We start from the raw sequence: 14390 nt of genomic DNA, 5'->3' as shown, positions 1-14390 counted from the left end.
GAGGGGTGGGAGTCGCACGCGGTGGTGACGCTCCGTGCGACTCCCACGCCCTTGCTCAGCTGCCGGGTGGCACCACCACGGCGGACACCGGGATCTGGCCGGACTGGCGGAAGCGCAGGACGAAGTCGATCCGTTCCCCCTCGATCAGGGGGCGGTCCAGGGACAGCATCACGTTGGGTGTGAAAGGGCTCATGTCCAGCGTGCTGTCAGCGGGTACGGTGATCCGCGGAATCATGATCATCCGGCCGGCTCCGGTGGTCAGCTCGCGGTCGGAGAACATCGCCCGCCCACGCTCCGTGCTGACCTCCAGGAGTTGTTCGTCCGAACCACCGGTGTTCGTGACCTCGAAGAAGACCCCGGTCATGTCCTGGGTGTCGAGGATGGGCAGGAACACCCGGCCCTCGGCGACCTCGATCTCGGCGGGGCTTCCCGCCCGGCCGGTCCCGGTCCACAGGATCAGGCACAGCAGCGTCAGCGATCCCGCCGACAGCGGCACGAGGGCCGCCCGCAGCGCGCCGGTCCAGCGGGAACGGAGGGAGGAACGCGCACCCCGCGGTGCGGCGATCGCCTCATCGGTGGGGCGCGGGTTCATCCGATGCTCCTCGGGCCGGGGCGGCGGTCGCGTGCGGGGGCCGGGCTCCAGGCGCGCAGCCGCAGACTGTTGAGGACGACGAGCAGCGAGCTGAGCGACATCGCGGCCGCCGCGACCATGGGGTTGAGCCAGCCGGTGGCGGCCAGGGGAAGCATCAGGGCGTTGTAGGCGAAGGCCCACACCAGGTTGACCCGGATGGTGGACAGGGTACGGCGGGCCAGCGCGGCGGCGTCAGCGAGCGCCGCCAGGTCGCGCCGTACCAGGGTGACATCGGCGGCGCCGATCGCGGCGTCCGTGCCGCTGCCCATGGCGATCCCCAGGTCGGCGGAGGCGAGCGCGACGGTGTCGTTCACCCCGTCGCCGACGACCGCCACTCGCCGGCCGCGTTGCCGCAAGCCGGCCACCAGGCGGGCCTTGTCCTGCGGGGTGCACCGCGCGTGCATCTCCTCGATGCGGAGCTCGGCGGCCACGGCACGCGCCGTTCCCGCCACATCCCCCGTCGCCAGGACCGGGCGCAGACCCAGGCGCCGCAACCGGTCCACGGCCCGGTAGGCCCCGCTGCGGACGACATCGCCGATGCCCACCACCGCCTGCGGAACACCGTCCACGACGATCACGACCGGGGTCAGCGCCTCGGCCTCCGCCCGCGACACCGCCGTCTCCAGTTCCGCCGGGAGGCCGCCCGCGACGGCCGCCGCACACACCTGGACCCGGTGCCCTTCCACCTGTGCGGTGACGCCATGACCGGGGACGGCGGTGAACTCCTCCGCCTCGGGCAGGCTCCCCCGAAGACCCGCGACATGCGACACCAGGGCCCGGCCCAAGGGATGTTCCGAGGGCCGTTCCGCGGCGGCGGCCCACCGCAGCACCTCCGTCTCCCCGGAACCGCCCTCGCGCACCACACAGCGCACCACCGTCATCCGGCCGGTGGTCAGCGTCCCCGTCTTGTCGAGGACGACGGTGTCCACCTGCCGCAGTGCCTCCAGGGCCCGGGGGCCCGAGATGAGCACGCCCAGTTGGGCCCCGCGCCCGGTGGCCGCCAGCAACGCGGTGGGCGTGGCCAGGCCCAGGGCGCACGGACACGCCACGACCAGGACCGCGACCGCGGCGGTGAGCGCGGCCTGCGGGTCGGCGCCGGCACCGGCCCAGAAGCCGAGCACCGTGACCGCGATGGCCAGGACCGCGGGCACGAAACCGCCCGCCACCTGATCGGCCACCCGCTGGGCCCGCGCCTTGCCGGCCTGCGCGTCGGCGACAAGGCGGGCGATGCGGGCCAGTTGCGTCTCGTTCCCGACGGCGGTCGCCCGCACCCGTACCAGGCCGCCGCTGTTCACGGCACCGCCGAGCACCGGCGACCCGGGGGCCACCTCGGTCGGCTTGCTCTCGCCGGTCATCAGCGAAGCGTCCACGGCGGACCGGCCATGGACGACGACCCCGTCACCGGCGATGCGCTCGCCCGGGCGGACCACGAACACGTCCCCCACCGCGAGCCGGTCCGAAGTGACGGTCCGTTCGCTCCCGTCGGCGGCCCGGATCGTCACCCGGGCGGGAGCCAGGTCGGCCAGCGCCCGGAGCGCGGCACCGGTCCCGGCTTTCGCACGGCTTTCCAACGCCCGCCCCAGCAGGACGAACAGCGGCACCGCGACGGCCGCCTCCAGGTAGATGTGGGCGACGCCGTCGGAGGCCGAGGGCAGGAAGCTGAACGGCATCCGCATGCCGGGCTCCCCGGCCCCTCCGAGGAAGAGCGCGTACGCCGACCACAGGAAGGACGCCGTCACCCCGAGGGAGACCAGGGTGTCCATCGAGGCGGAGGAATACCGCAGCCCTCGCAGCGTCGCCGCGTGGAAGGGGTGGGCGCTCCACACCACGACCGGTGCGCTCAGCGCGAAGCACAGCCACTGCCAGTTGGTGAACTGCCAGGCCGGAACCATCGACAGGACGATCACCGGCAGCGAGAGCGCCGCGGTGACGGCGAGCCGGCGCAGCTCACCGTCCTGGCCGGACGCGGTGGCGGGCGGCGCCGGTTCCTCGGTGACCGGTGTCGCCGTGTAGCCGGCGCCCTCGACCTGACGGACGAGATCCCCGGGGCCGATGTCCTCGGGGTGGGTCACCCGGGCGACACCGGTGGCCAGGTTCACCGTCGCGCGCACGCCGTCCAGTTTGGCCAGCCGCTTCTCGACCCGGTTCACGCAGGCCGCGCAGGTCATGCCTGTCACGGTCAGGTCGGTCGTCACCGTGGTCCGCGTGTTCACCGGGCCTCCCCGTGACCGTGACCGCCGCCCTCGCCGACGGTCGCGGGGGTTCCCGCGCCGGGGTGCATCCCCGGCGCCACAGGGCCCAGTTGGGAGCCGGTGGCGTACGCCACGGCGAACAGAGCGAGGAGCAGCGCGGCGAAGCCCGCGGCCGGGGCGCGGCGCGCCGCGGCCCGGGAGGCCGGGCGGCGGGTGGTGAGCAGGTTCATGGACGGTCTCTCGGAACGAGGTCAGGTTGCACCGGCACGGACGCCGGACGGCCCTGAGGCACGTCCGGCATCTGAGTGACCCGGCCCTGAGTGGGTCGGGGCGCGGCCTCACCCGGTTCCCGGCGATCCGCCGTCGCAGGGCGAGTCGGTGGACGAACCCTGTTCCCGTGATGCCTCGGACCGGGCGGGGTGGGCTCAATCGCGGACGAAGACCGACCAGACCATGCGGATCGGCCGCAGCCGGGAGACGAAGCGCAGTTTGTGCCGCGCCGCGGCCGGTTCGGTGGTGAGCGCCAGATCGTGGCGGTGCTCGGCCACGGCCTGGGCCGCCTGGCTGGTGGAGTCCGCGGTGGCGACCTCGGACACCCGGTAGGCGTCGGGCAGCAGTTGGTCCAGCAAGGGGCGCGGCGACGGGTGGGTCACCACGCTCGGGCGGTCGGGCAGCGGACCGCCGCCGGCGCGCCGGGCGAGGCCGTACAGCGGGGTGTCCATGACGAAGATGCTGGCCAGCGCGATGTCGTCGGCCATGTAGAAGTGGTGGATGTCCCGATAGGCGTTGGCGACGACCACATGGCTGACCGTGCCGGCCGTCACGTCCTCCAGGGCCTGTTCGTAGGTCTTCCTGAGCACGATCGGCGCTCTGCCGGTCAAGCGGGTCCGCAGCAGCCGCGCGGCCTGCTCGCTGCTCGTGCCCTCGGGGCCGAGGGTTCCGATGGCGGGCGACCCCGCCGGTGCGGGCCGGACGTCGATCCAGCCCAACTCGACGGTCATGTCTCACTCCTCGATGTCTGCGACGACCCAGGTGCTGATGGCGCTCCACAGGGCCGCGGATCGCTGGTGGAAGGGATGGTCCAGATAACGACGCAGGGTGTCCTGGTCGGGCAGCAGGCCGATCGCGGCGAAGTCGTAGGCGATCGGACGGTCGGCGGTGTTGCGGCCCACCTGCCAGTGCAGAAGGCCGGGCACGCGTTCGCCGACCAGTTGCGAGGACCGCTCGGCGGCGAGGGCCGCGGGGTCCCGCCAGTTGACGCCGGGCTTGAATTTGAACAGCACGATGTGTCTGATCATCGGCATCCTTTTCGGGGTGCGGGGGCAGCGCGTCACCGTGTGACGCGCGCGGGCGGTCCGGGGAGGCGCAGGGCGATTCCGTACCCGCCCACATCTCCGTCGGGTCGGGTGTCGGGAGTGCTCGTGTGTCCACCCGGACGACGGGGCCCCGGATCGGCGTTCCGGCCGGAGCGGAGGCCGGCTGTCAGGCGGCGGAACCGGCGGCCCGGGACTCGGCCGTCACGAAGGCGGCCAACCGGTCGAGTCCTTCGTCGACGGACGCGTCATCGAGCAGGCTGAAGGACAGCCGGATCTGGTGTGAGGAGGTCATGCCGTGGTGGAAGTGGTGCATGGGGGTCCAGAGGACGCCGTGCTCGCGCGCCGATCTGCGCAGCGCGTCGTCGTCCACGGTGAACGGCACGGTGAGGACGACGAAGAACCCGCCGGAGGGGGTGTTCCACGTCACCGGACCACTGTCCCCGAACCGCGCGGTGAGGCCGGCCAGCATGCGCCGCAGGTTGGCGCGGTACACCTCGATCTCACGCTTGTTCGCGGCGATCATGCTGCATCCGTGGCGCAGGAGTTTGCCGCCGATGACGGCCTGGGCGACGGGCGAGGTGTTCAGCGTGACGTTGCTCTTGATCAGCGACAACCGGTCCGCGAGCGTACCCGCGGGACGTCCGCCCCTGACGACGGGCTGGTCGGCCACGACGAATCCGACGCGGGCGCCGGGCAGTCCGGTCTTGGCGAAGGAGCCGACGTGGACGACCTGGTGGCGGGTGTCGAGCGCCTTGAGGTTCGGTGGCCTGGTGCCGGGGTCGGCCTGGAAGACGCCGTACGGGTTGTCCTCGATGATCAGCAGATCGAGGTAGGCCGCGAGGTCGAGCAGGGCGATCCGGGTGGCCAGGTCCAGACTCACTCCGGTGGGGTTGGAGAAGTCGGGAACGAGGTACAGGGCGCGCGGTCGCCGCCCTTGGGCGCGCGCCGCTGTCACCCGACGCTCCAGGTCGCCGAGGTCGAGGCCGCCCTCCGCGTCCCCGACGTCGAGCACGGGCATGTCCAGCAGGCGCGCGGCGCCGGTCAGCCCGAAATACGTGGGCGCGACGGCGAGGACGACGTCCTGCGGGGAGGCGCGCAGGGACCGCAGCGTCAGGAACACCGCCTCCTGGCTGCCGACGGTCACCACGATCGCGTCGGGGTCGACGGCGATGCCCTCGTCGATCTCCAGGTAGCGGGCGACCAGGTCGTGGATGATGCCCTTCGTCCGCCCGTACTGGAACACGGTCCTGCGGGCCTGCTCGTCCGTCAGGCCCACCACGTCGGTGAGGTGGGCGACGAAGGTGCCCAGATAGTCGTGGAGCTGCTCGACCCGGAAGAAGTTCTCGTACGGCCGGCCGGCGGCGAAGGACACCGCCCGCGGGTGGTCCGAGGCGATGTCGTTCAGCAGATTCATCGAGAGCAGGACGGGATCGTCCAGTGAGGGGTGCAGCTGCGTCAGAGCTAATTCGGCCACGTCGGTGAGTTCCCTTTCCTCTCGCGTGCGCGCTGCGTGCTCGGGCGGGTCGCCGCCGACAGGTCCGTACGCGTCGGCGCAACGGCTCCTGAGTCCGGGTCATGTCACTGAGCATCGGCTGCGTCGCTTCGCGCATCGGCGCGGCCCCGCGTCGCGGTGGCGACCCCGCTCCGATCAAGTAGTTGACTTATCATCTATATTACCGCAAGCCGTTGATGCGTCAACTTATGCCCCGGCGGGTGGCAGCACGACGTTCTCAGACCGATGCTCACGGGCCGTCAGCCGGTGGAGCGGGCCCGCGCAGCCGTCGTCAGCGGCCGGCGGACCGGCGGAGGGCGCCCGAGGTGGTCGCCGCGCTCCTGCACGGACGCCCCCCGGCCGGACCGTGCCGGTCAGGAGCTGGAGCGCGTGACCAGTTCGGTGGGCAGGATCAGGGAGCTGGGCTCCTCGCCCGCGACGAGCCGCACGAGCAGGGCCGCCATCTCGCGCCCCAGCGCCTGGATGGGCTGGTGGACCGTGGTCAGCGAGGGTTCGGTGATCTTCGCGATGTCCAGGTCGTCGAAGCCCACGACGGCGACGTCACCGGGGACGGAGCGGCCGGTCTCGCGCAACGCGCGCAGGGCGTCGGACGCCATGTTGTCGTTCGCGGCGAAGACCCCGTCCAGGTCCGGCTGCCGGTTCAGCAGTTCGGCCATGGCGACGGCGCCGCTGGATCGGGTGAAGTCGCCGCACTCCGGCGGGAGAGGGTCGAGCCCGGCGAGGACCATGGCCTCCCGGTAGCCGCGGTACCGCGCTCGGCCGACCTGGGTGTCCAGGGGACCGCAGATCATGACCACCCGCCTCCGACCGCGGGCGATCAGGTGTTCCACGGCCTGGCGCGCACCACCGACGTTGTCGACATCCACGTACCACGGCGCCTCGAACCCCACCGGGCGCCCGCCGAAGACCACGGGCAGCTCCGTCTCAGCGACGATGCGCAGCACCGGGTCGTTCTCCCGCACCGCCATCAGCATGACGCCGTCAACGCCCCGGGCGCGCAGAAGTTCCTCCAGGCGCCGTCGGCTGCGATCCCCGGCCGCGAGACACAGCATCAGATGCAGACCGGCTTCCTCCAGGGCGGCGGACGCGCCGACGATCACCCTGGCGAAGAACGGGTCCGCGAAGATCGACGGAGTCTCCCCCGAGATCACGAGGGCCGCCACGTTCCGCCTGCTGGTCGCCAGCGCCCGGGCGGTGGTGTCCGGAACGTAGTCGAGCTCCCTGATGGCACGCTGGACGGCCTCGCGCTTGTCGCGCCTGACGTGGGGCGCGTTGTTGAGCGCCCGGGAGGCCGCCGAACGGGAGACGCCGGCGCGCTCGGCCACCTCGTCGAGGGTGGGCCTGCGGCGCGGCGCGGCTGTCATGGGTCGCGGGACCTTCCCTCTCCGTCGCGAAGCACCCCGGAAAAACTGGGAGCGCTTCCAGTTATCGACCTCAAGCCTCCCACCGGAGCCCCGCCGAGGGTAGCCCCGTGACAGCCCTTGACAGTCTTCAACAGCGCACACACCATACCGAGGAAGCTACCTCGGAGCGCTCTTCGAGCTGGGAGCGCTCCCAGAACCAGCGGCACGTCCCGGCGCGCCACTTGGGTCCGGATGCCGCAGCCCCGGCGCCACCACACGCTCAGGACGAGAGCGGCGTGGCGCTTCCCGCCCACACGAAGTGAGGTACATCCGTGCGCAAGCTTCTCCGCGGGGCCGTGGCGGCCCTCTTCGCCCTGCCACTCTTCCTGACCTCGTCGCCCGCGCAGGCGGCACCGGCGGCCGATCCGCTCGCGATGACCAGCGGCTTCTACGTCGACCCCAACTCCAGCCCCGCCGCCTGGGCAGCCGCCAACCCCGGTGACGGACGGGCCTCCGCGATCCGGGACTCCATCGCGCGTACCCCGATGGCCCGCTGGTTCGGCTCCTGGAGCGGCGACATCCGCTCCGCGGTCAACTCCTACACCGCCGCGGCCCAGTCGGCCGACAAACTGCCGATCCTCGTCGCCTACAACATGTACGGCCGCGATGCCTGCGGCGGGCACTCGGGGGGCGGCGCCGCGTCCCCGTCCGCGTACGCGAGCTGGATCTCCGCCTTCGCCGGTGGGATAGGCAACCGTCCGGCCGTCGTCGTGCTGGAGCCCGATGCCCTCGGCGACTACAGCTGTATGTCCCAGGGCCAGATCGTCGAGCGGCAGAACATGCTCATCAACGCCCTCTCGCAGTTCCGTTCCGCCGCGCCGAACGCCTGGGTCTACCTCGACGGGGGCAACCCGGGCTGGATCGACGCCTCGACGATGGCCGATCGGCTCAACTCCTCAGGGCTGAGCCTGGCGAGGGGCTTCTCCCTCAACGTCTCGAACTTCTACCGCACCGACGAGGCCGCGTCCTACGCCGGCCGCGTCAACCAGACCCTGAGCCAGCGCTACGGCTACTCCAGGGCGTTCGTCGTGGACACCAGCCGCAACGGCAACGGCTCCAACGGCGAGTGGTGCAACCCGGCCGGCCGCAGGATCGGGACGCCCACTCAGCAGGGCGGCAGCGGCGCCGAGATGCTCCTGTGGATCAAGACGCCGGGTGAGTCCGACGGCAACTGCGGCGTCGGGTCGGGCTCCACCGCCGGGCAGTTCCTGCCGGAGGTCGCCTACCGGATGGTCTACGGCTACTGATCCCGCACGCCGGCGACCCGGCTCCGGCACGCCCCGCCGGAGCCGGGTCCGGTCGGCGGAGGCCCGGAGCCGGTGGCCACCGCCATCGGCGACCTGCCACCACCTCACCCGCCGGCCCGCCGCAGCGCGGCGGATTGACCGGCCGTCGACCTGCTCCTCTCCGACAACGCCGCGAGGTGTGCACGCCCCGCGGCCTGCCGACTCGCTTTCCGGCACCCGAGCCGACGGCGCCTGCGGGCCGGCGGCAACACGCCCACCCCCTCATGGAACGTGACATCGTTGCCACATTCAGTGACATCGGTCTACGGTCGTCCCCTTCCATGCCGACAGCGGTGAGGGAAAGGTGAGGCACGTGGGACGGACGATCGTCCGCGGCGGGCTGGTGGTCACCGCCGCCGATGAGATCGAGGCCGATGTCCTCATCGAGGACGAGAAGATCGCCGCCCTCGCCACCCGGGACAGCGCCGCGGGCGAGAGCTGGAGCGCCGAGCGCGTCATCGACGCCACCGGCAAGTACGTCATCCCCGGCGGCGTCGACGTCCACACCCACATGGAGCTGCCCTTCGGCGGCACGGCGGCCTCCGACACCTTCGCCACCGGCACCGTCGCCGCCGCCTGGGGCGGGACCACCACCATCGTCGACTTCGCCGTCCAGGGGCGCGGGCAGGCGCTGCGCGAGGGGCTGGACACCTGGTTCGCCAAGGCCGAGGGGCAGTGCGCCGTCGACTACGCCTTCCACATGATCCTCTCCGACGTGAGCGACGCCTCCCTCCGGGAGATGGACCGTCTGGTCGCCGAGGGCATCACCTCGTTCAAGCTCTTCATGGCCTACCCGGGGGTCTTCTACAGCGACGACGGCCAGATCCTGCGCGCCATGCAGCAGGCCGCCGGCAACGGCGCGCTGATCATGACGCACGCCGAGAACGGCATCGCCATCGATGTCCTCGTCGCCCAGGCACTGGCCGCCGGCCGCACCGACCCCCGGCACCACGGTGAGGTGCGCGCGGCCCTGCTGGAGGCCGAGGCCACCCACCGCGCCATCGCGCTGGCCCGGGTCGCCGGCGCCCCGCTGTACGTGGTGCACGTCTCCGCCCGGGAGGCCGTCGCCGAACTGGCCCGCGCCCGCGACCTGGGGCTGCCCGTCTTCGGCGAGACCTGCCCGCAGTACCTGTTCCTGAGCACCGATCAGCTCGCCGGACCCGGCTTCGAGGGCGCCAAGTACGTGTGCAGCACCCCGCTGCGGCCCCGCGAGCACCAGGCGGCGCTGTGGCGCGCGCTGCGCACCGACGATCTCCAGGTGGTGTCCACGGACCACTGCCCGTTCTGCTTCAGCGGCCAGAAGGACCTCGGCCGCGGCGACTTCTCCCGGATCCCCAACGGCCTGCCCGGCGTGGAGAACCGCATGGACCTGCTCCACCAGGCCGTGCTCGACGGACACCTGACCCGGCGCCGCTGGATCGATCTCGCCTGCGCCGCGCCGGCCCGGATGTTCGGACTGTACGGACGCAAGGGCACCCTCGCCCCCGGCGCCGACGCCGACCTCGTCGTCTATGACCCCGCCGCCGTCCAGACGCTCTCGGCCGCCACCCACCACATGAACGTCGACTACTCCGCGTACGAGGGCCGCCGGGTCACCGGCCGGGCCGAGACCGTGCTCTGCCGGGGATCGGTCGTCGTGGACCAACGCCGCTTCACGGGCCGGGCCGGGCACGGCCGGTTCCAGCCGCGCGGCCTGAGCCAGTACACGGAGCACTGAATGGACTTCGGACTCGTCCTGCAGACCGACCCGCCCGCCACCGAGACGGTCTCCCTCATGCGGCGCGCCGAGCGGCGCGGCTTCCGCCACGGCTGGACCTTCGACTCGGCCGTCCTGTGGCAGGAGCCGTTCGTCATCCACAGCCGGATCCTGGCCGAGACCGAGCGGCTGATCGTCGGCCCGATGGTCACCAACCCGGGCACCCGCACCTGGGAGGTCACCGCCTCCACCTTCGCCACGCTGAACGAGATGTACGGGCCGCGCACCGTGTGCGGCATCGGGCGCGGCGACTCGGCGATGCGGGTGGCGGGGCGCAGCCCGAACACCCTGGCCCGGCTGGGCGAGGCGATGACGGTGATCCGCGATCTCGCCGAGGGCCGGGAGGCGGTGGTGGACGGTGTGCCGCTGCGGCTGCCGTGGGTACGGGGCGGCCCGGCCGCGCGGCTGCCGGTGTGGATGGCCGCGTACGGGCCCAAGGCCCTGAAGCTGGCCGGTGAACGGGCCGACGGGTTCATTCTCCAGCTCGCCGACCCGTTTCTGGCCGAGTGGATGATCAAGGCCGTGAAGTCGGCGGCGGTGGAGGCCGGGCGTGACCCGGACGCGGTGACGATCTGTGTGGCGGCCCCGGCGTACGTCACCCCTGACACGTCCGGTGCCGCGCTGGAGTACGCCCGCGAGCAGTGCCGGTGGTTCGGCGGCATGGTCGGCAACCACGTCGCGGACCTGGTGGCGCGCTACGGGGAGCACTCCGGGATGGTGCCCGAGGAGCTGACCGCGTACGTCAGGGAGCGGCAGGGCTACGACTACGCGCACCACGGCCGTTCGGGGAACCCGGACACCGCGTTCGTCCCCGACGAGATCGTGGACCGCTTCTGTCTGATCGGGCCGGTGGAGGCGCACGTGGCGAAGCTGCGGCGGCTGCGCGATCTGGGCGTGGACCAGTTCGCGGTGTACGCCATGCACGACGCCCGCGAGGAGGTCATCGACGCCTACGGCCGGGCCGTGATCCCCGCCCTGGGCTGAACCGCGCCCCCCGGGGCCGCCCGGTGCCGCGCGGCCCTGCGCGTACGCTTCGCCGCATGGTCACCACACGCCCCACCCTGCAAGGCACCTTCGGCATGGTCTCCAGCACCCACTGGCTGGCCTCCTCGTGCGCCATGGCGGTCCTGGAAGACGGCGGCAACGCCTTCGACGCCGCCGTGGCGGCCGGCTTCGTGCTGCACGTCGTCGAGCCTCATCTCAACGGCCCCGCCGGGGACGTCCCCATCATCCTGGCGCCGGCCGGTGGCCGGATACAGGTGCTGTGCGGGCAGGGTCCGGCGCCCGCCGGTGCCACCATCGGCCACTACCGGGACGCGCTCGGCCTGGACCTGGTGCCCGGCACGGGGCCGCTGGCCGCCGTCGTGCCCGGCGCGGTGGACGCCTGGCTGACGCTGCTGCGCGACCACGGCACCAAGAGCCTGGCGCAGGTGCTGACGTACGCCATCGGCTACGCGGAGGACGGCCACCCGGCGGTGGACCGGATCGGCCTGACCGTGGAGTCGGTGCGGGAGCTGTTCGAGAAGGAGTGGACGTCCTCGGCGCAGCTGTACCTGCCCGGCGGCGCCGCGCCGAAGGCGGGCGGCATGCTGCGCAACCCGGCGCTGGCCGCCACCTGGCGCCGGCTGCTGAAGGAGGCGGCGGGACCGGGCCGCGGCCGGGAGGCGGAGATCGAGGCGGCGCGGCGGATCTGGCGCGAGGGCTTCATCGGCGAGGCGATCGCCGCGCACGCCGCCCGGCCCGCGATGGACTCCTCCGGGGAACGCCACGCCGGCGTCCTGACGGGCGACGATCTGACCGGCTGGTCGGCCGGGTACGAGGAGCCGGTCAGCTACGACTGGCAGGGCTGGACGGTGTGCAAGGCCGGGCCGTGGACCCAGGGCCCGGTGCTGCTCCAGCAGTTGGCGCTGCTGGACCCCGGGCTCGACGCGGCGGCGTACGGCACCCCGGAGTATGTCCACACGCTGATCGAGGGCGGCAAGCTCGCGATGGCCGACCGGGAGGCGTGGTACGGGGACAGCGGTGCGGTACCGCTGGAGTCGCTGCTGTCGGCGGAGTACAACGCGCGGCGGCGCGAGCTGATCGGCGAGCGCGCCTCGTTCGAGCTGCGGCCGGGGGCTCCCGGTGGCCGCAGGCCGCGGATCGCGGCGGCGGCGCTGGCCGGCGCGGAGCGCTCCGGTGGCGCGCCGGTGGCCGGCTCCGGCGAGCCGACCGTGGACCGCAGCGGGGAGACCCGGGGCGACACCTGCCACGTCGATGTCGTGGACCGGTGGGGCAACATGATCAGCGCCACGCCCAGCGGCGGCTGGCTCCAGTCGAGCCCGGTGATCGGGGAACTCGGCTTCCCGCTGGGCACCCGGCTCCAGATGACGTGGCTGGAGGAGGGGCTGCCCGCCTCGCTGACGCCGGGACGCCGGCCCCGCACCACGCTCAGCCCTTCGCTGGCGCTGCGCGACGGCGAGCCGGTGCTGGCGTTCGGCACCCCGGGCGGGGACCAGCAGGACCAGTGGCAACTGCACTTCTTCCTGGCGGCGGCGCTGCGCCCCGCGGTGCGCGGCGGGCTCGACCTGCAGGGCGCGATGGACGCGCCCAACTGGCACCAGGACAGCTTCCCCAGCTCCTTCTATCCGCGCGGCACCCGGCCGGGCAGCGTCACCGTCGAATCGCGGATCGGCGAGGAGACGATCGCCGAACTGCGGCGGCGCGGGCACGAGGTGACGGTGGGCGGGCCCTGGACGGAGGGCAGGCTGTGCGCGGTGGGCCGCGATCCGGAGCGCGGGGTGCTGCTGGCGGCGGCGAATCCGCGCGGCGCGCAGGGGTACGCCGTGGGCCGCTGAGGCCGGCGGGCACCGGCCGGGGGCCGGACGGGGGCCCGGCGGACCGGGACGTTCCGGGCACGGGGTGCACCGGAGAGAGCGATCGGAAAAACTCCCGTAGCGCGCCGGTAACACGATCCGTAACACGGTTGGATTCAGTAGCGGCTATGGCAGATGCGCCCATGGCCCAGCGGGAAGCGGCGGCCGGACTGGCCGCGTTCACCGGCGAGCTGCGGAGGATCACCGCCGCGCTCGACCCGGCAGCCGGATGGTACGCGGCCTTCTCCAGACGTTGTCCTGAGGAGTTGGCCGGCTGGCTGGCGGGCCGGGAGCTGCCGCCGTGGGACGTGGTCGCCGATCTGCTGCAGGATCTGGCGGTGCGCAGCGGTACGGACACCGCCGAGCGCACCGGCGGCCGGCTGCGGGCGCGGTACGAGAGCGCGGTGCGCGCGCTGGACGCGCTGCCCGGCGGCCGGGCCGCGCTGGAACGGGCGCTGGCGGCGGCGGACACGGCGCGACGGGCCGCCGCCGGCCGCTCCGCGCAGCTGTCCGACGCGCTGCATCTGGCCCGCCGGGTGGGGCAGAGCGGCGAGGAGGAGCGGCTGGCCGCGCAGCGGCTGTGGGCCAGGGACGACGAGCACCGGGCGCGGGCCCGGGAGGCCGAACTGCTCTCCCGGCTGGCGGCGCTGCCCGCCCCGCGCCCGGCGACCGCCGCGCCCGGGACGTCCGGCACACCCGTGGTGAGGGCGAGGAAACGCCCGCCGCGCGGGGCGCGGTTCGCCGGGATCGAGGCGGAGGACGAGGTGGTGGTGCCCTCGCCGCCGGCCGCAGGGGACACCGTGGAGCCACCGGCGGCGCCACCGGGCGGCTCGCGGTTCGCGGGGGCGCTGCACGAGTCCCGGCAGGAGCGGCGGCAGCGGCTGACGGAGGAGGACCGGCAGGCGGCCCTGGCGATGGCCGCACGGCTGGCGGAACTGCGTGCGGCGGGGGCCAGCGGCCCGGCACACATCGTGCTGAGCGAGGCCGTGGGGGGACCGGCGGCTCGGCTGCCGGTCATGCTGGAGGCGCTCGCCCACATGGGCCTGGCCTCGGACGTGGCCACGTTGCTGTGGGAGGCGGCGTCGCTGCCGCCGGGGCCGCTGGCGGCGGTGGCGGAGGCGCTGGCCGGCGCGGGCCGCGAACGCGACTGCGCCGCCCTGCTGCGCCAGGCCGCGGCCCGCCCCGCGGCCGAGGCCGGAGTGATCGCGGCGGAGTTGTGGCGGGCGGGCCGCTCCGAGGAGGCGGTCACCCTGCTGACGGCGCTGGTGGGGGCCCGCTCGGCGGAGGAGGCGGCGGGGGCGGCACTGTCCTCGCCCGAGGTGGTGGTGCCGTTGCTGGTGACGGCGGCTCAGGCGCTGTCCCCCCGCCACCACTACGCGATCACCAGCGAACTGCGCCGCGCGAACCTGGCCTGACCCGGGCCCTCCCGGCACCCCCC

Annotated in this window: 12 protein-coding genes; 5 read left to right on the top strand and 7 right to left on the bottom strand. The window is 73.3% G+C overall.

Going from position 1 to position 14390, the window contains the following annotated elements; genetic code table 11:
• Positions 1-55 precede the first annotated feature (55 nt).
• The 7 genes from SXIM_RS23500 to SXIM_RS23470 all read right to left on the bottom strand — a co-directional run bounded on the left by SXIM_RS23500 (position 56) and on the right by SXIM_RS23470 (position 7016).
• Positions 56-592: a copper chaperone PCu(A)C gene (locus SXIM_RS23500; protein ID WP_052385179.1), complete on the bottom strand. Its 537-nt coding sequence runs from the start codon at positions 590-592 to the stop codon at positions 56-58.
• Entirely contained in the window at positions 589-2844 is a 2256-nt protein-coding gene (locus tag SXIM_RS23495; RefSeq protein ID WP_342783630.1) for a heavy metal translocating P-type ATPase, read from the bottom strand. The genes SXIM_RS23500 and SXIM_RS23495 overlap by 4 nt, the downstream gene beginning before the upstream one ends.
• Entirely contained in the window at positions 2841-3053 is a 213-nt protein-coding gene (locus tag SXIM_RS23490; RefSeq protein WP_030730710.1) for a hypothetical protein, read from the bottom strand. Before SXIM_RS23490 ends, SXIM_RS23495 begins: the two co-directional genes overlap by 4 nt.
• Positions 3054-3248: 195 nt before the next feature.
• The gene (locus SXIM_RS23485; RefSeq protein ID WP_030730707.1) at positions 3249-3824 is read right to left on the bottom strand and encodes a type 2 periplasmic-binding domain-containing protein; all 576 of its coding nucleotides are present in this window, start codon (positions 3822-3824) and stop codon (positions 3249-3251) included.
• A 3-nt stretch (positions 3825-3827) separates the two neighbouring features.
• Positions 3828-4121 carry a Dabb family protein gene (locus SXIM_RS23480; protein ID WP_046725061.1) on the bottom strand — a complete coding sequence of 98 codons (294 nt, stop codon included), beginning with the start codon at positions 4119-4121 and terminating at the stop codon, positions 3828-3830.
• A gap of 184 nt (positions 4122-4305) precedes the next feature.
• Positions 4306-5613, bottom strand: a complete 1308-nt coding sequence (locus tag SXIM_RS23475; protein ID WP_043177222.1) for an aminotransferase-like domain-containing protein — start codon at positions 5611-5613, stop codon at positions 4306-4308.
• 392 nt (positions 5614-6005) lie between these two features.
• Entirely contained in the window at positions 6006-7016 is a 1011-nt protein-coding gene (locus SXIM_RS23470) for a LacI family DNA-binding transcriptional regulator (RefSeq protein WP_046725060.1), read from the bottom strand.
• A 311-nt stretch (positions 7017-7327) separates the two neighbouring features.
• Here SXIM_RS23470 and SXIM_RS23465 point away from each other — a divergent pair, with 311 nt between their 5' ends.
• From SXIM_RS23465 to SXIM_RS28625, 5 genes are all read left to right on the top strand, one after another.
• Positions 7328-8302, top strand: a complete 975-nt coding sequence (locus SXIM_RS23465; protein WP_030730696.1) for a glycoside hydrolase family 6 protein — start codon at positions 7328-7330, stop codon at positions 8300-8302.
• Positions 8303-8654: 352 nt separating this feature from the next.
• Entirely contained in the window at positions 8655-10058 is a 1404-nt protein-coding gene (hydA, locus tag SXIM_RS23460; protein WP_030730692.1) for a dihydropyrimidinase, read from the top strand.
• Positions 10059-11081: a TIGR03842 family LLM class F420-dependent oxidoreductase gene (locus SXIM_RS23455; RefSeq protein ID WP_046725059.1), complete on the top strand. Its 1023-nt coding sequence runs from the start codon at positions 10059-10061 to the stop codon at positions 11079-11081.
• 56 nt (positions 11082-11137) lie between these two features.
• On the top strand, positions 11138-12934 hold the full coding sequence (locus SXIM_RS23450; RefSeq protein WP_046725058.1) for a gamma-glutamyltransferase family protein: 1797 nt from the start codon (positions 11138-11140) through the stop codon (positions 12932-12934).
• A gap of 146 nt (positions 12935-13080) precedes the next feature.
• Positions 13081-14367: a hypothetical protein gene (locus SXIM_RS28625; RefSeq protein WP_148236157.1), complete on the top strand. Its 1287-nt coding sequence runs from the start codon at positions 13081-13083 to the stop codon at positions 14365-14367.
• Positions 14368-14390 lie beyond the last annotated feature (23 nt).

It is taken from the genome of Streptomyces xiamenensis (genome assembly GCF_000993785.3).
In the GTDB taxonomy this organism is placed as follows: domain Bacteria; phylum Actinomycetota; class Actinomycetes; order Streptomycetales; family Streptomycetaceae; genus Streptomyces; species Streptomyces xiamenensis.
This window is presented reverse-complemented; position numbering and strand designations above follow the sequence as displayed.